The 21,428-nt window shown below is 63.4% G+C and carries 19 protein-coding genes and 6 tRNA genes; 7 read left to right on the forward strand and 18 right to left on the reverse strand.

What is annotated here, in order from left to right:
• Positions 1-6: 6 nt before the first annotated feature.
• Genes leuB through leuC form a run of 4 tightly spaced genes read right to left on the reverse strand, consistent with a single transcriptional unit; the run spans position 7 to position 4,001 of the window.
• Positions 7-1,089, reverse strand: a complete 1,083-nt coding sequence (gene leuB, locus FFS60_RS09295; protein WP_028631322.1) for a 3-isopropylmalate dehydrogenase — start codon at positions 1,087-1,089, stop codon at positions 7-9.
• A gap of 42 nt (positions 1,090-1,131) precedes the next feature.
• A complete protein-coding gene (locus FFS60_RS09300; protein ID WP_028631321.1) occupies positions 1,132-1,896 on the reverse strand; it encodes a class I SAM-dependent methyltransferase in 765 nt (254 codons plus the stop codon).
• A gap of 20 nt (positions 1,897-1,916) precedes the next feature.
• On the reverse strand, positions 1,917-2,561 hold the full coding sequence (gene leuD, locus FFS60_RS09305; RefSeq protein WP_137821805.1) for a 3-isopropylmalate dehydratase small subunit: 645 nt from the start codon (positions 2,559-2,561) through the stop codon (positions 1,917-1,919).
• Between the two features lie 15 nt (positions 2,562-2,576).
• The gene (gene leuC, locus FFS60_RS09310; RefSeq protein WP_137821806.1) at positions 2,577-4,001 is read right to left on the reverse strand and encodes a 3-isopropylmalate dehydratase large subunit; all 1,425 of its coding nucleotides are present in this window, start codon (positions 3,999-4,001) and stop codon (positions 2,577-2,579) included.
• A gap of 170 nt (positions 4,002-4,171) precedes the next feature.
• Here leuC and FFS60_RS09315 point away from each other — a divergent pair, with 170 nt between their 5' ends.
• Together FFS60_RS09315 and FFS60_RS09320 are read left to right on the forward strand one after the other, a co-directional pair.
• On the forward strand, positions 4,172-5,059 hold the full coding sequence (locus FFS60_RS09315) for a LysR family transcriptional regulator (RefSeq protein WP_028631318.1): 888 nt from the start codon (positions 4,172-4,174) through the stop codon (positions 5,057-5,059).
• A gap of 112 nt (positions 5,060-5,171) precedes the next feature.
• Positions 5,172-8,852, forward strand: a complete 3,681-nt coding sequence (locus tag FFS60_RS09320) for a PAS domain S-box protein (protein ID WP_137821807.1) — start codon at positions 5,172-5,174, stop codon at positions 8,850-8,852.
• A gap of 55 nt (positions 8,853-8,907) precedes the next feature.
• Here FFS60_RS09320 and FFS60_RS09325 read toward each other — a convergent pair whose 3' ends face one another.
• A complete protein-coding gene (locus FFS60_RS09325; RefSeq protein WP_137821808.1) occupies positions 8,908-9,354 on the reverse strand; it encodes an Hsp20 family protein in 447 nt (148 codons plus the stop codon).
• Between the two features lie 112 nt (positions 9,355-9,466).
• On the opposite strand from FFS60_RS09325, the gene FFS60_RS09330 reads away from it, so the two are divergent.
• Positions 9,467-10,213: an SDR family oxidoreductase gene (locus FFS60_RS09330; protein WP_137821809.1), complete on the forward strand. Its 747-nt coding sequence runs from the start codon at positions 9,467-9,469 to the stop codon at positions 10,211-10,213.
• Between the two features lie 3 nt (positions 10,214-10,216).
• On the opposite strand, the gene FFS60_RS09335 is transcribed toward FFS60_RS09330, so the two are convergent.
• Positions 10,217-11,191, reverse strand: a complete 975-nt coding sequence (locus tag FFS60_RS09335; protein ID WP_137821810.1) for a tRNA-dihydrouridine synthase — start codon at positions 11,189-11,191, stop codon at positions 10,217-10,219.
• Between the two features lie 127 nt (positions 11,192-11,318).
• Between FFS60_RS09335 and FFS60_RS09340 the strand changes: the two genes are divergently transcribed.
• Positions 11,319-11,711 (forward strand): hypothetical protein, encoded by a 393-nt coding sequence (locus tag FFS60_RS09340; RefSeq protein ID WP_137821811.1) that lies wholly within the window; start codon positions 11,319-11,321, stop codon positions 11,709-11,711.
• A gap of 3 nt (positions 11,712-11,714) precedes the next feature.
• Here FFS60_RS09340 and FFS60_RS09345 read toward each other — a convergent pair whose 3' ends face one another.
• From FFS60_RS09345 to FFS60_RS09400, 12 genes are all read right to left on the reverse strand, one after another.
• A complete protein-coding gene (locus tag FFS60_RS09345) occupies positions 11,715-12,164 on the reverse strand; it encodes a thioesterase family protein (RefSeq protein WP_028631314.1) in 450 nt (149 codons plus the stop codon).
• Entirely contained in the window at positions 12,161-12,811 is a 651-nt protein-coding gene (locus FFS60_RS09350; protein ID WP_137821812.1) for a bifunctional 4-hydroxy-2-oxoglutarate aldolase/2-dehydro-3-deoxy-phosphogluconate aldolase, read from the reverse strand. The genes FFS60_RS09345 and FFS60_RS09350 overlap by 4 nt, the downstream gene beginning before the upstream one ends.
• Positions 12,812-12,925: 114 nt before the next feature.
• The gene (locus tag FFS60_RS09355; RefSeq protein ID WP_028631312.1) at positions 12,926-13,768 is read right to left on the reverse strand and encodes an alpha/beta hydrolase; all 843 of its coding nucleotides are present in this window, start codon (positions 13,766-13,768) and stop codon (positions 12,926-12,928) included.
• Positions 13,769-13,779: 11 nt separating this feature from the next.
• Positions 13,780-14,319 (reverse strand): TetR/AcrR family transcriptional regulator, encoded by a 540-nt coding sequence (locus tag FFS60_RS09360; protein WP_028631311.1) that lies wholly within the window; start codon positions 14,317-14,319, stop codon positions 13,780-13,782.
• A gap of 182 nt (positions 14,320-14,501) precedes the next feature.
• Positions 14,502-14,577, reverse strand: a tRNA-Glu gene (locus FFS60_RS09365).
• Between the two features lie 63 nt (positions 14,578-14,640).
• A tRNA-Ala gene (locus FFS60_RS09370) sits at positions 14,641-14,716 on the reverse strand.
• A gap of 43 nt (positions 14,717-14,759) precedes the next feature.
• Positions 14,760-14,835, reverse strand: a tRNA-Glu gene (locus FFS60_RS09375).
• A gap of 62 nt (positions 14,836-14,897) precedes the next feature.
• A tRNA-Ala gene (locus FFS60_RS09380) sits at positions 14,898-14,973 on the reverse strand.
• Between the two features lie 43 nt (positions 14,974-15,016).
• Positions 15,017-15,092, reverse strand: a tRNA-Glu gene (locus FFS60_RS09385).
• A 40-nt stretch (positions 15,093-15,132) separates the two neighbouring features.
• A tRNA-Ala gene (locus tag FFS60_RS09390) sits at positions 15,133-15,208 on the reverse strand.
• Positions 15,209-15,354: 146 nt separating this feature from the next.
• Entirely contained in the window at positions 15,355-16,836 is a 1,482-nt protein-coding gene (gene gltX / locus FFS60_RS09395) for a glutamate--tRNA ligase (RefSeq protein WP_137821813.1), read from the reverse strand.
• A gap of 26 nt (positions 16,837-16,862) precedes the next feature.
• Positions 16,863-17,783 (reverse strand): LysR family transcriptional regulator, encoded by a 921-nt coding sequence (locus tag FFS60_RS09400; RefSeq protein WP_028631309.1) that lies wholly within the window; start codon positions 17,781-17,783, stop codon positions 16,863-16,865.
• Between the two features lie 107 nt (positions 17,784-17,890).
• Here FFS60_RS09400 and FFS60_RS09405 point away from each other — a divergent pair, with 107 nt between their 5' ends.
• From FFS60_RS09405 to FFS60_RS09415, 3 genes are read left to right on the forward strand one after another with little or no spacing between them, the layout of a single operon-like run.
• Positions 17,891-18,937 (forward strand): HlyD family secretion protein, encoded by a 1,047-nt coding sequence (locus FFS60_RS09405; RefSeq protein WP_028631308.1) that lies wholly within the window; start codon positions 17,891-17,893, stop codon positions 18,935-18,937.
• A gap of 49 nt (positions 18,938-18,986) precedes the next feature.
• Complete coding sequence (locus FFS60_RS09410; RefSeq protein WP_171016510.1) at positions 18,987-20,486, forward strand: MDR family MFS transporter; 1,500 nt, start codon at positions 18,987-18,989, stop codon at positions 20,484-20,486.
• A 41-nt stretch (positions 20,487-20,527) separates the two neighbouring features.
• The gene (locus tag FFS60_RS09415; protein WP_137821815.1) at positions 20,528-21,427 is read left to right on the forward strand and encodes an EamA family transporter; all 900 of its coding nucleotides are present in this window, start codon (positions 20,528-20,530) and stop codon (positions 21,425-21,427) included.
• Position 21,428 lies beyond the last annotated feature (1 nt).

Below are 21,428 nucleotides of genomic sequence, written 5' to 3' on the forward strand. Positions count from 1 at the left end.
GACAGATTACAGATTCCGCAGTGCTGCTACCACTGCATCGCCCATCTCACGAGTACCGACCTTGGTCGCACCGGCGGAGAAGATATCGCCGGTCCGCAGCCCCTGATCCAGCACCAGGCTGACGGCCTTCTCGATGGCGTCGGCGGCAGCTGTCTGGTTGAAGCTGTAGCGGAGCATCATCGATACGGAGAGTATGGTCGCCAGCGGGTTGGCGATGCCCTGGCCGGCGATGTCCGGCGCCGAGCCATGGCAGGGTTCGTACATGCCTTTGTTGTTCGAATCCAACGAGGCAGAAGGCAGCATGCCGATGGAACCGGTGAGCATGGAAGCCTCATCCGACAGGATGTCGCCGAACATGTTGTCGGTAACCATCACGTCGAATTGCTTGGGGGCCCGTACCAGCTGCATGGCGGCATTGTCGACGTACATGTGACTGAGTTCGACGTCCGGATAATCCTTGGCCACTTCTTCCACGACTTCGCGCCACAGCTGGCTGGACGCCAGGACGTTGGCCTTGTCCACCGAGCACAGCTTCTTGTTGCGCACGCGCGCCATATCAAAGCCGACACGGGCGATGCGGCGAATCTCGCTTTCGCTGTACGGCAGGGTGTCGTAGGCCTGACGCTCGCCATTTTCCAGCACGCGCTGCTCGCGTGGCTGGCCGAAATAGATGCCGCCGGTCAGCTCACGAACAATGAGGATATCCAGACCCGCGACCACTTCCGGCTTGAGGCTGGAGGCCTCGGCCAGTTGCGGATAGAGGATGGCCGGACGCAAGTTGGCGAACAGCCCCAGCTGCGAACGGATCTTCAGCAGACCACGCTCCGGACGGATGTCACGCTCGATCTTGTCCCACTTCGGGCCGCCCACGGCGCCCAGCAGCACGGCATCGGCCTTGCGCGCACGCTCCAGGGTCTCGTCGGCCAGTGGCACCCCGTGCTTGTCGATGGCGGCACCACCGATGACATCCTCAGTCAGTTCGAAACCGAGCTGGAACTTGTCATTGGCCAGCTCCAGCACCTTGACGGCCTCGGCCATGATCTCCGGGCCAATGCCGTCACCGGGGAGAATCAGAATCTGCTTGCTCATGCTTTCCTCTCGTTGGGCGCTCTCCGCGCCATGCAATTCGTTCTAGCGTTCGGCCCAGAGCACCAGGACATCCGTACTGAAGGAGCCGTCAGCGGCAATCTCGAAATAATCGCGAACCTCGTTTCCGACGGCCTGCTGCAGCGCCAGGATCGCGTCGCGGAACACCACCGGCGTCCGCATACGCTCGATCCACGAGGCGAACTCCAGATGCAACCGCTGGCGCGCATGACTGCGGGGCCGCAACCCCGCCTCGGCCACCTGGCACAGCCACTCGGCAGGCGAGTAATTGCGCACATGGCTGGTATCACGCAGCACTTCCACCGCTTGCAGGTGGGTATCCAACAGCGCTTTCCCTGGTGACGCGACATCGATGAAGGCCGCCACGCCACCCGGCTTCAGGACTCGACGCACTTCGCGCAGGGCCAGGCCAAGGTCACTCCAGTGGTGCGCCGAATAGCGACTGAAGACGAAGTCGAAGCTGCCATCGGCAAAGGGCAGCGACTCGGCCGCGCCCTGTTGAGTCACTACATTGCCGTGCCCACGCTGGGCGGCGGCGCTCGCGACAACATCGAGCATCTGCTCGGACAGGTCGTAAGCCACCACTTCACCCACCAGCGGCGCAACCTGGAAGGCCACGTGTCCGGCGCCACAGCCGAGATCGAGGACGCGGGCATCGCCGCGCCCCGCTACCTCGGCCTGCAGTTGGGCAAATTCCGTGCCCTGGGCATGCACGGCACTGCTCAGATAGGCGCTGGCCTGTTCGCCGAACTGGCGCTGGACCACCTGCTCATGGGCTTTGTCGCTCACGTCATCCTCCAGTGTACGGTTCAGGCGTCGCGGAACAACCACGGATTGCCCTGGCGGTGCTTGCCTTCGAAGACCTTGATCGCTTCAGCGTCCTGCAGGGTCAGGCCGATATCGTCCAGGCCATTGAGCAGGCAATGCTTGCGGAACGCGTCCACTTCGAAGCTGTACTGCTTGCCGTCCGGACGGGTCACGGTCTGCGCGGCCAGGTCGACCGTCAGCTGATAGCCCTCGGTGGACTCGCACTGCTGGAAGAGTTCGTCGACTTCCTCATCTTTCAGGATGATCGGCAGTAAGCCGTTCTTGAAGCTGTTGTTGAAGAAGATGTCGGCGTAGCTCGGCGCGATGATGGCGCGGAAGCCGTACTCGTCCAGCGCCCAGGGCGCGTGCTCACGGGAGGAGCCACAGCCGAAGTTCTCGCGGGCCAGGAGCACGCTGGCGCCCTGGTAGCGCGGGAAGTTCAGCACGAAATCCTTGTTCACCGGCCGCGCGGAGTTGTCCTGGTTCGGCTGGCCGACATCCAGGTAGCGCCACTCGTCGAACAGATTGGGGCCAAAGCCCGAACGCTTGATCGACTTGAGGAATTGCTTGGGAATGATCTGGTCGGTATCGACGTTGGCGCGATCCAGCGGAGCGACGAGACCGGTGTGTTGGGTAAAGGCTTTCATCTCGACTCTCCTTCCTTACTTGAGCAGCTCGCGAACATCGACGAAACGACCGGTCACCGCAGCGGCGGCGGCCATGGCCGGGCTGACCAGGTGGGTACGACCACCAGCGCCCTGACGGCCTTCGAAGTTGCGGTTGGAGGTGGACGCGCAGTGCTCGCCGCTCTCCAGGCGATCCGGGTTCATGGCCAGGCACATGGAGCAGCCCGGCTCACGCCATTCGAAGCCCGCTTCAATGAAGATCCTGTCCAGGCCTTCCTGTTCAGCCTGCTGCTTGACCAGGCCCGAGCCCGGCACCACCAGCGCCTGCTTGACGGTGGCGGCGACCTTGCGCCCCTTGGCCACTTCGGCGGCGGCACGCAGGTCTTCGATGCGCGAGTTGGTGCAGGAACCAATGAACACGCGGTCCAGCTGGATATCGGTAATGGCCTGGTTGGCGGCAAGCCCCATGTACTTCAGGGCGCGCTCGATGGAGCCACGCTTGACCGGATCAGCTTCTGCGGCCGGGTCCGGCACACGCTGATCGACCGGCAACACCATCTCGGGCGACGTGCCCCAGCTCACCTGCGGCTTGATGTCTTCGGCGCGCAGTTCGACAACGGTGTCGAAATGCGCGTCGGCATCGGACACCAGATCACGCCAGGCGACTACGGCCTTGTCCCAGTCGGCGCCCTTGGGAGCGAAGGGGCGGCCTTCGACGTAGGCGATAGTCTTTTCGTCCACAGCCACCAGACCGACGCGGGCACCCGCTTCGATGGACATGTTGCAAATGGTCATGCGGCCTTCGACGGAGAGATCGCGAATGGCGCTGCCGGCGAACTCCAGGGCATGACCGTTGCCGCCGGCAGTGCCGATCTTGCCGATCACGGCGAGCACGATGTCCTTGGCGGTGACGCCAGAAGGCAGTTTGCCCTCCACGCGCACTTGCATGTTCTTCATTTTCTTCGCCACCAGGCACTGGGTCGCCAGCACGTGCTCGACCTCGGAGGTGCCGATGCCGTGGGCCAGTGCGCCGAAAGCGCCGTGGGTGGAGGTATGGGAGTCGCCGCAGACCACGGTCATGCCCGGGAGGGTGGCGCCCTGCTCCGGACCGACCACATGGACGATACCCTGGCGTATATCGTTCATCTTGAACTCGAGGATGCCGAAGTCATCACAGTTCTCGTCCAGGGTCTTGACCTGGATGCGCGAAACCTCGTCGGCGATGGCTTCGAGGCCGCCCTGGCGCTCGGCGCGAGTAGTCGGCACGTTATGGTCCGGGGTGGCGATGTTGGCATCGATGCGCCACGGCTTGCGACCCGCCAGACGCAGCCCTTCGAAGGCCTGCGGCGAGGTCACTTCGTGAAGGATGTGACGGTCGATGTAGATCAGCGACGAACCATCGTCGCGGCGCTTCACCTCGTGAGCATCCCAGAGCTTGTCGTAGAGCGTCTTGCCGGCCATCGTCAGGTCCTCATCAGCTTGCTTCTGTGCGCAGGGGTCGTAAGCCCCTTTTGCTTGTGGGGACGATCGTAGGGGCTTGCATCGAATAACTCAAATTCATATTTTTTATTTAAAGCATTCCATCGAGGAATGCGGATACTATCGGCGCCAGCAACCCACGGAGCCCAGATATGGATTTGGCCAGCCTCAATGCTTTCATCGCCATCGCCGAAACCGGCAGCTTCTCCGAAGCAGGAGAGCGGCTGCACCTGACGCAACCCGCGGTGAGCAAGCGCATTGCCTCGCTGGAGCAGCAACTCAGCGTGCGCCTGTTCGACCGCCTCGGCCGCGAAGTCAGCCTGACCGAAGCCGGCCGTGCCCTGCTCCCCCGCGCTTACCAGATCCTCAACGTGCTGGACGATACCCGCCGCGCCCTGAGCAACCTCTCCGGCGACATCAGCGGCCGCCTGACTCTGGCCACCAGCCATCACATCGGCCTGCATCGCCTGCCACCGCTGCTGCGCGCCTTTACCCGCGCTTATCCGCAGGTTGCCCTGGACATCCAGTTCCTCGACTCGGAAGTGGCCTATGAGGAAATCCTCCACGGTCGCGTGGAGCTGGCGGTGATCACCCTGGCACCGGAAACCGCGCTGCCGGTCCAGGCGGTGCCGGTGTGGAACGACCCGCTGGACTTCGTTGCCGCGCCGGAACACCCCCTGGCCCGTGACAAGACCATATTCCTTCCCGATGTGGCGCGGCACCCGGCGGTGTTCCCCGGCGGCAACACCTTCACCCACCACATCGTCCGCCGCATGTTCGAAGCGGAGGGTCTGATGCCGAACATCGCGATGAGTACCAACTACATGGAGACCATCAAGATGATGGTCTCCATCGGCATCGCCTGGAGCGTGCTGCCGCGTACCATGCTTGACGACTCCGTGGTGCGCCTGCCCCTGCAGGACATCCAGCTGTCACGCCAGCTGGGCTACATCCTGCACACCGAGCGCACCCTCTCCAACGCCGCCAAAGCTTTCATGGCACTGCTCGACGCACAGCGCGACAACCTTGCGTACCTGTAAGGGCAAAGGCTAAGTTGAGCCGCACACCATAAGAACAGGGTCGGGAAGGCACGAGGAACCACTCGCCGTTCACCGCCCCGAACATCTGCCCTATCGTCGGTAAGGGGCGCGCATGCGCAAAGCCAGTGACCCGAGTCCCCCGTTCCCCCATATCCCTGCCCTCGACCCCGCGGCCTTCGAGCAATCCTGGCAAGACGCCTCCAGCCTGTTGGCCGCGCTGAACGGCGCCCGACTGGGCGCCTGGTCCTGGGATATCGATTCCGGCCGGGTCAGTTGGTCCCGTGGTGCCCAGGCCTTGTTCGGCCTTGATCCGCATCGGCCGCTCAGCGAACCGGTGGATTACGTCCAGTTGATCCCCGAAGACGATCGCGGCGAGGTGCTGCGCCTGTTCCAGGAAGTGCTCGAAGGCCGACAGGCCGAACGCGCCATGCGCCACCGTATCCGCTGGCCCGATGGCAGCCTGCACTGGCTCGAGATCAGCGGCAGCCTGCAACCCCTGACTGACGGCAAGCGGCGGATGATCGGCGTGATCCGCGACGTCACCCAGCAGCAGAAACGCGCCCAGGACCTGATCAACTCCAAGCAGCGCTACTCCAGCCTGTTTCACCTGAGTCCGGACGTCGTGCTACTGGTCCGACTGACCGACAGCCTGATTGTCGAAGCCAACCAGCATTTCGAGGCTGTGCTGGGCTGGCCGGCAGCCGAAACCATCGGTCGCACCACCCTGGAACTGGGTTTCTGGGAGGACTTGAGCCAACGCGAGTGGCTGCACCGCAATGCCCGCGCCAGCAACGCGCCGATTTCCCAGGAAGTCAGGCTGCGCGCCCGCCACGGCGGCATCCTCGACGGTGTGCTCTCCAGCCAGTACATCGAACTGGAGGGCCAGCCCTACCTGATCAGCACCTTCCTCGACACCACCGAGCGCAAACGTGCCGAAAACGCCCTGCGCATCAGCGAGGAAAAGTTCGCCAAGGCCTTCCGCAGTACGCCCGAAGCCGTGGTGATCACCGATCGCACCAGCGGCCGCTTCCTGGAGATCAATACCGGCTTCGAACGCCAATTCGGTTGGAGCCAGGGCGAAACCATCGGTCACAGCTCTCTGGAACTGGGCATCTGGGAAGACCCGGCGCAACGCCAGGAGATGCTCGACACCCTGCAACGCCACGGTCGCCTCGACGAACTCGAGGTAAACCTGAAGCGCCGCGATGGCAGCCGCGCCATCTGCCTGCTCTACGGCGAGGAGATCGAGCTGGACGGCCGCACCTGCCTGGTGCTGACGGTTCGCGACGTCACCCGCCAACGCGCCCAGGAACAGGCCCTGAAGGACAGCCAGGAGCGCTTGAACCTGGCCCTGGAATCGGCCGACCTCGGCACCTGGGACTGGCACATCGCCCATGGCACGCTCTACGGATCTGCCCGCGCCTCGGCCTTGCACGGTCTGGCCAAGGAACCCTTCGAAGGCGAGTTTCGCGACTTCTTCATCTGCGTACCGGATGAAGACCAGCAAAGCATGCGGCGCGCTTACCAGGAGCTGCTGGAGGGTCGCAGCAACGAGTACCAGGTGACCTACCGCACACGCTTCAGCAACGGTGAAGTGCACTACCTGGAAAGCACCGCCAAGCTTTATCGCGACGACCTGGGCCGCCCCCTGCGCATGACCGGCATCCTCATGGATATCAGCGAGCGGGTTCGCCGCGAACAGCGTCTGGCGGCGTCGGAGGAGAAGTTCGTCACCCTGTTCCAGGCCAGCCCCGACCCTATCTGCGTCTCGCGCATCCGCGACGGCGTGTTCATCGAGATCAACCCGAGCTTCAGCGATGTGTTCGGCTGGCAACCCGAGCAGATCGTCGGCCTCAGTGCTCCAGCGATCCAGTTCTGGGCCGATCCCGAACAGCGCTCGAGACTGTTCAGTGAACTGCTGCGCGACCAGGGCCTGGACAACGTCGAAGCCCGCTTTCTGACCCGCGACGGCCGCCTGCTGACCTGCGTGGTGTCGAGCCGCTTCATTCGCGTCGAACGCCAGCTCTGCATCACCACCACCTTCCGCGACATCACCGCGCGCCAGCAAGCCGAGGCGGCGCTCAAGGCCAGTCAGGAAAAGTTCGCCAAGGCGTTCCACTCCAGCCCCGACGCGATCACCATCACCGAACGCGACACCGGCCGTTACATCGAGGTCAATGAAGGCTTCAGTCGGCTGACCGGCTACCGCGCCGACGAAGTGCTGGGGCGCACGGCCGGCGAGATGAATATCTGGGCGCGACCCACCGAACGCGATCATATGCTCGACCTGCTCAAGCGCAATGGCCGCGTGCACCATCTGGAGATGCTCGGCCAACACCGCGACGGCAGCCAGAAGGTAGTGGAAGTCTCGGTGGAGCAGATCGAGCTTGACGGCACGCCCTGCCTGCTCCTTACCGCGCGGGACATCAGCGCGCTCAAGGACGCCCAAGCGCAAATCCAGCACCTGGCTTATCACGACCCGCTGACAAACCTGCCCAACCGCGCATTGCTGACCGATCGCCTGACCCAGCAGATCGCCCTTCTGCAGCGCCACGACATGCGCGGCGCCCTGCTCTTCCTCGACCTCGACCACTTCAAACACATCAACGACTCGCTCGGTCACCCCCTCGGCGATGCGGTTTTGAAGATGGTAACCGCCCGCCTGGAAGCCAGCGTGAGACTGGAAGACACCGTGGCGCGCCTTGGCGGTGACGAATTCGTGGTGCTGCTGACCGGTCTCGAAGGCAAGCGCTCGGAAGTGACTCGCCAAGTACGGGAGATCGCCGACAAACTCCGCAAATTGCTAGCTGAACCCATGCTGCTCGACGGGCACCATCTGCAGGTCACCCCCAGCATTGGCATCGCCCTGATTCCGGATCACGGCGCCAGCCCCGCGGACCTGCTGAAGCGCGCCGACATCGCCCTCTACCGCGCCAAGGATTCCGGGCGCAACGCCATCCAGATCTTCCGCAGCACCATGCAGGCAGCGGCCAGTGAGCGCCTGCGCCTGGAGAACGACCTGCGCCTGGCATTAGCCCGCGGCGAGTTCGAGCTGCATTTCCAGCCCCAGGTGGATGCGCGCAACAATCGGGTGGTGGGGGCAGAAGCCCTGCTCCGCTGGCAACACCCGACCCTAGGCCCGCAATCCCCCGGCCAATTCATCCAAGTACTGGAGGAAAGCGGCCTGATCCTGGAAGTTGGCGCCTGGGTGCTGGACGAAGCCTGCAACGCCTGCGAACAGCTGGTGGCCGAACGGCTGGTCGATCCCCGCGACTTCAGCCTGTGCGTGAACATCAGCCCCCGGCAGTTTCGCCAAAGCGATTTCGTCGAGCGGGTCGAGCGCAGCCTGCAACGTAGTCAGCTACCCGCCCAGTTGCTGAAACTGGAGGTCACCGAGGGCATCGTCATCCAGAACATCGAGGACACCATCGGCAAGATGCGCCGCCTGAAGAAGCTGGGCACGAGTTTCGCCATGGATGACTTCGGTACAGGCTATTCGTCCCTGACCTATCTCAAGCGCTTGCCGGTGGATGCGCTGAAGATCGACCAATCCTTCGTCCGCGATGCCACCCAGGACCCGAACGACGCGGAGATCATTCGCGCCATCGTCGCCATGGCCCGCAGCCTGGGCCTGGAGATAATTGCCGAGGGCGTGGAGCGCAGCGAACAACTGGCCTTCCTCGAGCAGCAGGGCTGCCACCTTTACCAAGGCTACCTGTATAGCAAGCCCGTACCGCTTACGGAGTTCCGCGCACTGCTGGCCCACAGCGCACAGCGGCCGGCGCCGCTCTGAAGCAAGAAAAAGGGCGCCCGCGGGCGCCCTCTTCTTTTCCCGTGTAGTCGGGAGATCAGTTTTCCAGCACTGCGCGATGGCCGTTGATCGGGATACGCTTGGCCTTGGCTTCTTCGGGCACTACACGCACCAGGTCGATGTTCAGCAGGCCGCTCTGCAAGCCGGCAGCCTTGACCTCGATGTGGTCGGCCAGGCGGAAGGACAGCTTGAAGGCACGCTGGGCGATGCCGTGGTGCAGGTAGGTCACCGATTCGTCGCTCTTCTCGCGTTTGCCGCCACTGACGGTCAGCACACCGCGCTCCACCTGGAGCTCCAGGTCTTCTTCCTGGAAGCCGGCTACCGCGATGACGATGCGGTACTGGTCATCGCCATGCTTCTCGACGTTGTAAGGCGGATAGGTGCTGCCACTCTCATTGCGCAGGGCGGATTCGAACAGGTCGTTGAAACGGTCGAAGCCCACGGAATGACGGAACAGCGGGGCGAGGGAAAAAGCAGTGCTCATGTTGATCTCCTGAGTAATCAGCAAGTGTTTCGACTGCGAGACCCGACTTCGGCATCCCGCAGTACCCTAGATAGGGACGCCCAAAAGCATTTCAAGCCCCAGAGGAAACGCCATGCAGAAAGTCATGCTCATCACCGGTGCCAGCCGCGGCATCGGCGCCGCCACTGCCCGGCTCGCTACCCAACGCGGCTACGCGGTGGGAATCAACTATCGGCAGCAGCGGGAAGCCGCTGAAGCGCTGGTGCATGAAATCGAGGCCGCTGGCGGCCGCGCCCTTGCCCTGTGCGCGGATGTAGGCGATGAGGCACAGGTACTGGCGATGTTTGAACTCATGGACCGAGAGTTCGGGCGGCTGGATGTGCTGGTGAACAACGCCGGGATGCTGGAGCGCCAGATGCGCCTGGAAGACATGGACGCGGCACGTTTCGAACGAGTGCTACGGGCCAACGTGATCGGCAGCTTTCTCTGCGCGCGGGAGGCCATCAAGCGCATGTCCACTCGCCATGGCGGCCAGGGCGGCGCCATCGTCAACCTGTCCTCCATCGCCGGGCGTATCGGCGCACCCAATGAGTACATCGACTATGCGGCGGCCAAAGGCGCCATCGACAGCATGACCCTGGGCCTGGCCAAGGAGCTGGCAGCCGAAGGGATTCGCGTCAACGCAGTCCGCCCCGGCGTGATCCGCACGGAAATCCACGCCAGCGGCGGCGAACCTGATCGGGTCGAGCGCGTTCGCCAGGCAGTCCCCATGGGGCGCGGCGGCGAAGCGGAAGAAGTGGCCAGCGCGATTCTCTGGCTGGCCAGCGACGAGGCTTCCTATACCAGTGGCGCCCTGCTGGACGTAGCCGGCGGGCGCTAAGGGTCAGCCTGCCTCGGCCCACTCCCGGCGGAGATCGGGCACCCCGAGCCATGCGTCGATCCGCTCGCAATCGTTCTCGCGGCGCACCTCAGCGAACAGCGCCACCGCCTCGGGGTAACTGCGGGTGAGCATGCCCAGCCATTGCTTCAGGCGTCCCGGCGCATAGCGCGGTGCCAGCTTGCGGCGAGCCTGGCGCCAGAATTCCTGCAGCATGGGCTGGAGTTCTTCCCAGGTCATTTCCCGCACCGGCTCGCCCGCCCGCGCGGCGGCGATCTGCCGAGCCAGGTCGGGACGCGACACCAGGCCGCGACCCAACATGATGTCCTCCACCCCACTCACCTCGCGGCAGCGGCGCCAGTCATCCAGGGTCCAGACCTCGCCATTGGCGAACACCGGAACCCTGACCGCTTCCTGCACCCTGGCCACCCACTCCCAGTGTGCTGGCGGCTTGTAGCCTTCGGCCTTGGTACGGGCATGCACCACGATCTGCTCAGCCCCGCCCTCGGCAAGAGCGCGGGCGCAATCCAGCGCGCCGTCCGGGCTGTCGAAGCCGAGGCGCATCTTCGCCGTCACCGGAATCTCCGTCGGTACGGAGCGGCGTACCTCGCGGACGATCGCATGAAGCAGTTCCGGCTCCTTGAGCAGCACGGCGCCGCCACGCGACTTGTTAACCGTCTTGGCCGGGCAACCAAAGTTGAGGTCGATGACCGGCGCCCCCAGTGCACAGGCGAACGCGGCGTTATCGCCCAGGCAAACCGGATCGGAGCCCAGCAACTGCACACGCATGGGCGTGCCGGCGCGGGTACGCGCGCCTTGGGCCAGCTCGGGGGCCAACTTCTCGAAGGTGCTGGGCGCCAGCAGGCGATCGCACACCCGGATGAATTCGGTCACGCACCAGTCGATACCACCGACACGGGTCAGCACATCGCGAAGGATTTCGTCGACCAGCCCCTCCATGGGGGCCAGGGCGATTTGCATGGATGGCAGGCTCACAGGATAAAAGGCGCGTAGTTTACGCAGCAGGACGGACGGCGAATATCCCACGGAGCATCCGACTGGACTGGTGGTCGAAACTCCACCTATTCAGCGCAGGAGAAATGCCCGGATGAACTCGCTCGTCCCCGTCCTTGCCGCACTTACGTTGGCCGCCACTGCGGTATTCGCCGCGAGCGAGGCGATCATGTCGCCCGCTCGGCAGCCGACGCCGGACGCCATCGGCGAGCTGCTGATCAGCCGTGACGAGGACGCCCCGAATGCCTGCGACATCGACCTTTACGTGCAGAACGAGCTGGTGGCGCAGATAGCGCCCGGCCAGTCAGTGAGCATTCCGGTGCCGGCCGGCGAAGTCACCCTGCGGGTGGCGCAGAAAGGTTCAGGTTACTGCGCCGGGCAGTACGCAGGCAGCGCGCAGTCGACCATCATCCTGCCCGGCGAAGTCCGCCATTTGCGCATCGTGCAGAGCCAGCACGAGGTGTTTCTGGCACCAGCGGCCGACTGAGGCTCAGAGCTCAAGCGGGAATGGCGGCTGCAGCGCCCGCCCATAACCTTCGACGAATTCCGTCGGCATGCGCTTGGGCCTGCCGCTGGAGAGCTCGATACAGACGAAGGTGGTCTTGGCCCTCAACAAGGTGGTGCCATCATCCGGCCGTACCAGTTGGAAGAGGCGATCCATCTTCAGGCGCTGGTCCGACTCTACGATCCAGGTGGCCATCTGCAGTTCCTGATCCTCGTAAGCCGCGGCCAGGTAGTCGATTTCGTGACGCAACACCGCCATGGCCCGGTCCAGCCGACGATACTCGGCGAGGTCCAGACCCAGGCTCTGCGAGTGACGCCAGGCGCAGCGCTCCAGCCAGCTGACGTAGACGGCGTTATTGGCATGACCGAGGCCGTCGATGTCATCGGCACCGACCTTGATATCAATGACGAAGGGGTTGGGCATGTCCCAGCTCATGAGTTGAGCTCCACGCTGCTGGCCAGTTCACGGGCTTCGCTGGCCAGTTGAGTGATCTGATCCCATGCGCGGGCGCGGATCAGGCTGGACGGCGCGATCCAGGTGCCGCCGACGCAGGCCACGTTTGGCAGGCGCAGAAAGCTGAGCAGGTTGTCCGGAGTCAACCCGCCGGTGGGGCAGAAACGGATGCCAGTGAAAGGGCCTTTGAGGCTTTTCAGCATTTTCACGCTGCCGCTGCCATCGGCTGGGAAGAGCTTCAGCGAGCGGTAGCCATACTCCAGCGCCAACAGCACTTCGGAGGGTGTCATCACGCCGGGCAGGTACGGCAGACCGGAGTCCTCGGCGGCGGCTGCGAGGCGTTCGGTACAGCCGGGGCTGACGGCAAAATGCGCCCCGGCATCACGCGCCTCGATGAATTGTTCGGTATGGATCAGGGTGCCGGCGCCCACGAGCAGGTCCGGGAATTCCTTGCGGATCGCCGCCAGTGCATCCAGCGCACGCGGCGTGCGCAAGGTTACCTCCAGCACCTCGACGCCACCCGCACTCAGCGCCCCCGCGAGATCCAGGGCCAGCCCGGTATCCTCGATCACCAGCACAGGCAGAACCGGGCGCGCCCGCTGCAATACCACATCCATCGTCAGGCTCATGTCAGCTCTCCACATCGCAAAGTTCCCAGGCCGGTGCCAAAGGCGATCACGCCGGGCCGGTGAACGTTGGAAGTAGAGCACTGACGACAGGTCACCTGCCAGCCCTGTCTTGACTCAGCGCACAGCCTCTGCCGCAGTCCGAGGCTCACGAACCTGCGCCAGCAGCCCAAGGACAGCGCTGACCAGGCGAGCATCTGCCAGCAGGCGCTGGTGACCACCTTGCTCCAGCCGCAGCAACTGGCTGTCGAACCAGGCGTCGTGGATGACCTGGGCGTCACTGGCCGGCACCAGCGGGTCATCCTCGGCATGCACAACCAGGCCCGGGATATCCAGCTGGTAGCGCTGTACATCCAGGTGCGCCGCGGGAATCCCCGCATGGTTTTCCACCTGACTGACGAAATGCGCCCGGGCCTTCGGCGGCAGCCCCATGAATCGGGCGAAACTGCGTAGCGGCCCAAGAATGCGGCTGGGGGCGGAAATGCTTACCAAGGCCCTGGCGCGCAACCCCATCTGGCTGGCCAGCAAGGCGCTTGCACCGCCCATGGAATGACCGATCACCGCGTGCAGCGGAGGCAACTCGCCAGCAGCCTCCAGCAAAGCGCGCGCGAAGAGCACCACATTGGCTTCGTGCCCCGGGGAGTGGCCATGGGCCGGACCATCCAGCGCCACCACACCGTAGCCTTCTGCGACCAGGGCCTCAATCAGGCTGGCGAACTGGGTAGGGCGCCCTTCCCAGCCGTGCATCAGCAGTACGGTCGGACCGCTCCCCCAACGCAGGGCGGACAGACCAAAGCGCAGGGTGATTCGCTCGGAGCTTCCGAGCAACGGCATCTCCCACTCCCGCGGCGGCAGGTTGCGCGGCGTCATGAACTGGCGACGCATACGGCGGGCGACCATTTGTGGCGCCACACGACCCAGCGTGGCGTGGACTCCCCTGATCAGGCTCAGATTGTTCATGATTCGGCTCCTCAGATAACTGCCGACTTGGCGGCACGCAGTATTCGGTCAGACAGATCGCCAGCCCCCAACGCACGCGCCAGGGCCAGGCCACCCACCATCAAGGCAAGGTCCGCAAGGGCTTTGTCGGCTTCTTCGGGGCGGTCGCACATTTCGGCACTCAGCACCTCCAGATGCTCCGCTAGCAACGTCCGGTAGGCCTCTGGCAATTGCGGCAGCGCACCCAGTGAACTGGGCAACGGACAGCCGGAGTGAGTGGCATCACGGTGCTTGCGGGACAGGTAGAAACTGGCAGCCAACGCGCGGCGCTCCTCCCCTGGCAACGATGAGTCGAGCAAAGCCATCAAGTCCCGCCGCCTGCGCAGCAGTTGCTCGAAGACTTCCAGCATCAGCGCATCTTTGCTGGCGAAGTGGGCGTAGAAGCCCCCCACCGTGAGTCCGGCGGCACTCATCACATCAGCCACACCGGGCTCCTGCGGGCCGCGCTGCAACATGGCCGAAGCGGCTGCCTGCAGGATGCGTTCTCGGGTCTGGGCTTTCTTCTCGCTCATGTCAGCCTCCACTTGAATTACACGCATAATATTATGCCCGTAATTCAAATTGGCAAGACACTTGCCTCACCGTTCGTCGGCCTGAAGGAATCGTGGGAGCTTTTTTGAAAGCCGGAAAAACAAAAGGGCCATCCCAAACTGGAATGACCCTCGAAAAGCCCGCAGAGCGGGAAACTTGAAAGTGGCGTCCCCTAGGGGACTCGAACCCCTGTTACCGCCGTGAAAGGGCGGTGTCCTAGGCCACTAGACGAAGGGGACAAAACCTTCGAACAGCAGGGCCAGCACCTGGGCTGGCCCTGAGTGATGCGCAAGGCATCGATTTGGTGGAGCTAGACGGGATCGAACCGTCGACCTCTTGCATGCCATGCAAGCGCTCTCCCAGCTGAGCTATAGCCCCGAATCGCTTCGGCTGCACCGGCATGGCCGATGCTGCTGGAATATGGCGTCCCCTAGGGGACTCGAACCCCTGTTACCGCCGTGAAAGGGCGGTGTCCTAGGCCACTAGACGAAGGGGACGAAACCTTCGAACAACGGGGCCAGCACTAGGCTGGCCCTTGTGATGCGTGGCGCATCATGTTTGGTGGAGCTAGACGGGATCGAACCGTCGACCTCTTGCATGCCATGCAAGCGCTCTCCCAGCTGAGCTATAGCCCCGAATTACTTCGGCTGCATCGGCGTGACCGATGCTGCTGGAATATGGCGTCCCCTAGGGGACTCGAACCCCTGTTACCGCCGTGAAAGGGCGGTGTCCTAGGCCACTAGACGAAGGGGACGAAACCTTCATGCCTTTTCGCGACCCACACCTGAAAGGAGTGGTGGAGCTAGACGGGATCGAACCGTCGACCTCTTGCATGCCATGCAAGCGCTCTCCCAGCTGAGCTATAGCCCCGTCGCGAGGACGGGGCGCATATTAGGGGCGCCCCCTCCTGCTGTCAACACTATTTTTTCAACAACACGAACTTTTTTATCTGGAAGAACAACCACTTACCAAACCTCGGCCGATGCAGGGACCTCCCCGCACCAGCCGGCGGGCCATCACGCGATGGCCGCGAGCAGCTTCTCCCACTCCTTGGTTTCCTTCTTCGACACGCCACCGAGCAGCTCGATGGCCTGGCGCAGACGGAAGCGGCTGAGATCAGCCCCGAGGATTTCCATGGCGTCGAGTACCGATACCGAGCTGGCCTGGCCAGTGATGGCCGGGAACATCAGCGGCATGACATCACGCAGCTTGAGCTCCAGGCTTTCGGCCACGGCCTGGATGCAACCGGTGATGCGGTCCTTTTCCCACTGACGCAGGGATTCCAGCTTCCAGAGCACCAACTGCATGACCTGACGCACCTGGTCCGGGCCGAGCTTCTTGTGCTCGAACAGTTTTGCATCCAGCGGCACGCCACCGGAGAAGAAGAAACCGGCCAGCGGCGCGATCTGGCTGAAGGTTTCCACCCTACCCTGCACGTGCGGCGCGATGCGCATCAGGTACTCGGGATTGAGCGCCCACTTCTGCACCTCGGCAGCGAAGCGTTCTACCGGCAGCTCCCGGATCCACTGACCGTTCAGCCAGGACAGCTTCTCCAGGTCGAAGATCGGACCACCCAGGGAAATGCGCGACAGATCGAAGTGCTCGACCATTTCGGCCAGGGAGAACTTCTCGCGCTCGTCCGGCATGGACCAACCCATGCGGCCAAGGTAGTTGAGCATCGCTTCTGGCAGGAAGCCCATGCGCTCATAGAAGGTGATGGATGTGGGGTTCTTGCGCTTGGACAGCTTGCTCTTGTCCGGATTGCGCAGCAGCGGCATGTAGCAGAGTTTGGGTTGTTCCCAGCCAAAGTACTCGTAGAGCTTGATCAGCTTGGGCGCCGAGGGCAGCCACTCTTCTCCACGCAGCACATGGGTGATGCCCATCAGGTGGTCATCCACCACGTTGGCGAGGAAATAGGTCGGCAAACCGTCAGTCTTCATCAGGACCTGCATGTCCATGCGATCCCACGGGATTTCCACATCACCACGGAGCAGGTCCGGCACCACGCAGACGCCTTCGGTTGGCACCTTCATCCGTACGACATGGGGTTCGCCGGCGGCAATACGCTTATCGGCGTCGTCCTTGGACAGGTGCATACAGTGGCCGTCGTAGCGCGGGGTTTCCTTGCGCTCGGTTTGCTCGGCGCGCAGCTTGTCCAGACGCTCTGAGGTGCAGAAGCAGGGGAAGGCATGACCCTTGTCCACCAGCTCCTGAGAGTACTTCTTGTAGATATCGCCACGTTCGCTCTGGCGATAGGGACCGTGCGGGCCACCGACATCAGGACCTTCATCCCACTCGATGCCCAGCCAGCGCAGCGCATCATAGATCTGCTGCTCGGACTCACGGGTAGAGCGCAGTTGGTCGGTATCTTCGATGCGCAGGATGAACTGACCGCCGTGCTGGCGCGCAAAACACAGGTTGAACAGGGCGATGTAGGCGGTGCCCACGTGCGGGTCGCCGGTGGGCGACGGCGCGATACGGGTACGGACGGTGGTCATGGATTGCTCTCGAAACAGGGGGACGATCAAAGGCGCGATCTTATCAGGCTGGCCGCCACGGGCTCCAGCAAGTGTCCTTCCTGCACCGGCAGGCTGCGCATCAGGAAGTCGAGGAAGGCCTTGACCTTCATTGCCTGGAACCGCCGAGACGGATAGACCGCATAAATTTCGCCGCTGGGCAGCCGCGCCTCGGGCAGCAGTTCGATCAGCTCACCGCGCTGCACGGCGGATTCGGTGAACATCAGCGGCAACGCCGCAATCCCGGCCCCCGCCAGAACCGCTTCGCGGGCGAAGGTAATGTTGTTGCAATAGAGGACGCGCTGACAGGGTACGTGTTCACCCAGCAGCATCCAGTAGCGTTGAGAGTCCTGCGGCAACAGTACCGCGCGGTGGCCAGCCAGCGCCTCCACCGTGCGCGGGGTGCCGTGGGCCGCCAGGTAGGCTGGGCTCGCGCAGAGCCGGCGACCACTCTCGAACAGCTTGCGGGCGATCAGGGTGGAATCCTGGGGCTGCCCGATCATGATGGCGATGTCCACGCCCTCCTCCAGCGGATCGACGTTGCGCGAGGTGATCTCCACTTCTGCCGTGATCTGCGGATACTGGCGCATGAAGCTGCCCAACACCTTGCCAAGGAACAATTGGCCAAACTCGATGGGCGCGGTCACACGCAGCAGACCGGACGGCTCCTGCTGCAACTGCATCACGGCCTGCTCGGCTTCGGCGAAGTCCAGCATGATCTGCCGGCAGCGCTCGTAGTAGGCCAGGCCAACTTCAGTCAAGCGAAGCTTGCGCGTGGTGCGGTTGAGCAGACGTACGCCGAGGCGCTCTTCCAGCAGCGCTATGCGCCTACTGACAGTCGACTTCTGCATGCCCAGGCTCTGAGCTGCCTGAGTGAAGCTGTGGCACTCGACTACGCGAGTGAAGATCAGCGCATCATCCAGCCCCATTATTGTTCCCTATAAGCAACAAAGTTTCTGAATTGTACTGGCTATTTGCTAGGGCGGAACACTGCTAGATTCGCAACATTCTGAAAAGACTTCGAGCAACGTTTTCCATGCCTGCCAAACTGCAACGCCGCCTGTTCGTCTTCATCGCCCTGGTGGCACTGGTCATTTCCGGGTTCTTCGTCCACTGGCTGCTGATCGGCCGCTTCGTCGAAAGCACCGACAACGCCTACGTCCAGGGCGAAATCACCCGCGTGTCCAGCCAACTTGGTGCCCGTATCGAAGAAGTGCTGGTCAGCGATAACCAGCAGGTGAAGAAAGGCGACCTGCTGGTCCGCCTGGAAGCCGACGACTTCAAGCTTGCCCTAGAACGCGCTCGCGCCCTGCTCGCCACCCGCGAGGCGGAGCTGGTCCAGGCACAAAGCAAGCTGGCCCAGCAATCCAGCACGATCGCCGCTAGCGAGGCGGACGTTGCGGCTAGCCAGGCCACCCTCGGACGCACCCAGATCGACCTGTCCCGCGCCCAGACGCTGCGCAAGCCGGGGTACATCTCCGAAGAGCGGGTCACTACGCTTTCCGCCGACTCGCGAGTTGCCCGCTCGCAAGTGGCCAAGGCCGAGGCCGACCTCAAAGCCCAGCGCCAGCAAGTGGATGCACTCAACGCAGAGATCAAGCGCCTCGATGCACAAATTGCCAATGCCCGCGCCGAAGTGGCCCAGGCCGAGCTGAATCTCGGCCGCACCGAAATCCGCTCCCCCATGGACGGGCGTGTCGGCCAGCGCGCTGCACGCAACGGCCAGTACGTACAGGTCGGCGCACACCTTCTTTCGTTAGTGCCGGATGCTGATATCTGGATCCAGGCCAACTTCAAGGAGACCCAGATCGAGCGCATGCAGCCCGGACAAACCGCCGTGCTGATCTTCGACAGCTTCCCCGATACGCCGATCGAAGGCCGAGTCGACAGCTTATTCGCCGCGTCCGGCGCGCAGTTCAGCCTGCTGCCGCCGGACAACGCCACCGGCAACTTCACCAAGGTAGTACAGCGCATGCCGGTGAAGCTGATCTTCGCCGCAGACAATCCGCTCAAGGGCCGAATCCGGCCGGGCATGTCCGTCCTCGTCAAGGTGCACCTGAAGGCCGAAAACCATGGCGGGTGACGCCCTGGTTCGCCCCACGGGCGAACCGTCCCGCCGTGACTGGATTGCGGTGATGAGCGCGATGCTCGGCGCCTTCATGGCGGTGTTGGACATTCAGATCACCAACTCTTCGCTCAAGGACATCCAGGGCGCACTCTCCGCGACCCTGGAAGAAGGTTCGTGGATTTCCACGTCCTATCTGGTGGCGGAAATCATCATGATTCCCCTCACCGCCTGGCTGGTGCAGTTGCTCTCGGCGCGACGACTGGCAGTCTGGGTATCCATCGGTTTCCTCATCTCGTCGCTCCTCTGCTCCCTGGCCTGGAGCCTGGAAAGCATGATCGTGTTCCGCGCAATGCAGGGTTTCACCGGCGGCGCGCTGATTCCGCTGGCCTTCACCCTGACACTGATCAAGCTGCCGGAGCACCACCGCGCCAAGGGCATGGCGCTGTTTGCTATTACCGCCACCTTCGCTCCCTCCATCGGCCCTACTCTGGGCGGCTGGCTGACGGAAAACTTCGGCTGGGAGTACATCTTCTACATCAACGTCCCGCCAGGCCTGCTGATGATCGCTGGCTTGCTCTACGGTCTGGAAAAGAAAGCGCCGCACTGGGAACTACTGAAACGCACCGACTACGCCGGCATCGTCACCTTGGGGCTAGGGCTCGGCTGCCTGCAGGTATTCCTTGAGGAAGGTCACCGCAAGGACTGGCTGGAGTCCGACCTGATCGTCGGCCTGGGCGGTACAGCGCTGATCAGCCTGATTCTTTTCGTGATCCTCCAGGTCTCGCGCCCCCACCCGCTGATCAACCTGGGCATCCTGAAGAACCGCAACTTTGGCCTGTCGAGCATTTCCAGCGTCGGCCTGGGCATGGGCCTCTACGGCTCCATCTATGTGCTGCCGCTGTATCTGGCGCAAATCCAGGACTACAACGCGCTGCAGATCGGCGAGGTGATCATGTGGATGGGTGTTCCGCAGTTGTTCCTGATCCCGCTGGTACCCAAGCTGATGAAGGTGATCTCTCCCAAGTTGCTCTGCGCCCTGGGATTCGGTCTGTTTGGCTACGCCAGTTTTGCGTCCGGGGTACTCAATCCCGACTTCGCCGGGCCGCAGTTCAACCAGATCCAGATCATCCGCGCACTCGGACAGCCGTTGGTGATGGTGACCGTATCCCTGATCGCCACGGCTTACATCCAGCCTCAGGACGCCGGCTCAGCCTCCAGCCTGTTCAACATATTGCGCAACCTGGGCGGTGCCATCGGCATCGCTCTGCTCGCCACCCTGCTCGACGCCCGCGCCAAGGTTTACTTCGATTACCTGCGCGAATCCCTGGTGCCGAGCAACCCGCAAGTCGCTGAGCGCTTGGCCCTGTTGACGGAAAAGCTCGGCAGCGAGCAAGCGGCCCTCGGCAAACTCAGCGAGATCGCACACCAGCAGGCCAGCATCATGGCCTACAATGACGCCTTCCATTTCATCGGCATCGCCCTTGGCGTCAGCATGCTCGCTGTGCTGCTCACCCGCGCCCTGCCCGCCGGCTCCACCGGGGGCGCCAGCGCCGCCGCCCACTAATCCCGCGCCGGGCAACCGGCGCGTCGCGTTTCAGGCTGTACATGTCTTCCCACGCTGCAACCCGTCGCACCCTTCTCCTGATCGGTGCCTTCGCCATGATTTACATCGGCTGGGGCACCACCTACCTGGCCAACCACTTCCTCCTTCGTGAGCTTCCGCCTTTCGTTATCGCGACCCTGCGCTTCCTCTTCGCTGGCGTTCTCGCCCTGGGCTGGGTGCTGGCCAGCGGCAAGGCCCAGGTACAACGCAGCGACCTGGGTGGCGCGCTGATCGGCGGCGTGCTGCTGATCGCAGTCGGCCAGGGCGCACTGATCTACGCCAACCAGTTTCTTCCCACCGGCATGCTGGCCATGCTTTACACCACCCTGCCCCTCTGGAGCGTCGCACTGGAATGGTTGCTGGACCGCCGCCCGCCACTCTGGGTCCTCTGCGGACTGGCCCTGGCCAGCGGCGGAATCGTGATGCTGATGGGCAACGGACTGGGAGATGCGGCGGGGTTCGACCAATGGTTCGCCGGCGGACTGGTGGTCATGGCCACCTTGCTCTGGGCCATCGGCGCCTGGCTGCTGCGCCTGCGCCCGCCCTTCCGCTCCAGCTGGATGGGCCTCAGCCTACAGATGCTGACAGGCACGCTGATACTGGCGGTATTCGGTCTCTGGCGCGGCGACTGGCATGGGGTGGAGTTGACCAACGTCAGCCTGAACGCCTGGCTCTGGATGGCGTATCTGGTGATCCCGGTCAGTCTGGGGGTCTACCCGGCCTACTTCTGGCTGCTGCGCGAAGTAAAGCCAAGCCTGGTATCGACCTTTGCCTTCGTGAACCCGGTGGTGGCCCTGCTGCTGGGCCTGTTGATCCTCGGCGAGCGACTTGACGCCACATCGCTGCTCGCGTGCCTGGCCACCCTCGCTGGCGTTGTGCTGATCATTTTCGGCCGCCGCTGAA

It is taken from the genome of Pseudomonas sp. D(2018) (genome assembly GCF_005502555.1).
GTDB classification, from domain to species: Bacteria; Pseudomonadota; Gammaproteobacteria; order Pseudomonadales; family Pseudomonadaceae; genus Metapseudomonas; species Metapseudomonas resinovorans.

Bases quoted from the DNA above. Each gene is read 5' to 3' on its own strand.
- gltX (WP_137821813.1), bottom strand. From the start codon at position 16,836: ATGACCACCGTCCGTACCCGTATCGCGCCGTCGCCCACCGGCGACCCG.
- FFS60_RS09405 (WP_028631308.1), top strand. From the start codon at position 17,891: ATGCCTGCCAAACTGCAACGCCGCCTGTTCGTCTTCATCGCCCTGGTG.
- FFS60_RS09345 (WP_028631314.1), bottom strand. From the start codon at position 12,164: ATGAGCTGGGACATGCCCAACCCCTTCGTCATTGATATCAAGGTCGGT.
- FFS60_RS09415 (WP_137821815.1), top strand. From the start codon at position 20,528: ATGTCTTCCCACGCTGCAACCCGTCGCACCCTTCTCCTGATCGGTGCC.
- FFS60_RS09325 (WP_137821808.1), bottom strand. From the start codon at position 9,354: ATGAGCACTGCTTTTTCCCTCGCCCCGCTGTTCCGTCATTCCGTGGGC.
- FFS60_RS09355 (WP_028631312.1), bottom strand. From the start codon at position 13,768: ATGAACAATCTGAGCCTGATCAGGGGAGTCCACGCCACGCTGGGTCGT.
- FFS60_RS09335 (WP_137821810.1), bottom strand. From the start codon at position 11,191: ATGCAAATCGCCCTGGCCCCCATGGAGGGGCTGGTCGACGAAATCCTT.
- leuC (WP_137821806.1), bottom strand. From the start codon at position 4,001: ATGGCCGGCAAGACGCTCTACGACAAGCTCTGGGATGCTCACGAGGTG.
- leuD (WP_137821805.1), bottom strand. From the start codon at position 2,561: ATGAAAGCCTTTACCCAACACACCGGTCTCGTCGCTCCGCTGGATCGC.
- FFS60_RS09350 (WP_137821812.1), bottom strand. From the start codon at position 12,811: ATGAGCCTGACGATGGATGTGGTATTGCAGCGGGCGCGCCCGGTTCTG.
- FFS60_RS09330 (WP_137821809.1), top strand. From the start codon at position 9,467: ATGCAGAAAGTCATGCTCATCACCGGTGCCAGCCGCGGCATCGGCGCC.
- leuB (WP_028631322.1), bottom strand. From the start codon at position 1,089: ATGAGCAAGCAGATTCTGATTCTCCCCGGTGACGGCATTGGCCCGGAG.
- FFS60_RS09320 (WP_137821807.1), top strand. From the start codon at position 5,172: ATGCGCAAAGCCAGTGACCCGAGTCCCCCGTTCCCCCATATCCCTGCC.
- FFS60_RS09360 (WP_028631311.1), bottom strand. From the start codon at position 14,319: ATGAGCGAGAAGAAAGCCCAGACCCGAGAACGCATCCTGCAGGCAGCC.
- FFS60_RS09315 (WP_028631318.1), top strand. From the start codon at position 4,172: ATGGATTTGGCCAGCCTCAATGCTTTCATCGCCATCGCCGAAACCGGC.
- FFS60_RS09400 (WP_028631309.1), bottom strand. From the start codon at position 17,783: ATGGGGCTGGATGATGCGCTGATCTTCACTCGCGTAGTCGAGTGCCAC.
- FFS60_RS09340 (WP_137821811.1), top strand. From the start codon at position 11,319: ATGAACTCGCTCGTCCCCGTCCTTGCCGCACTTACGTTGGCCGCCACT.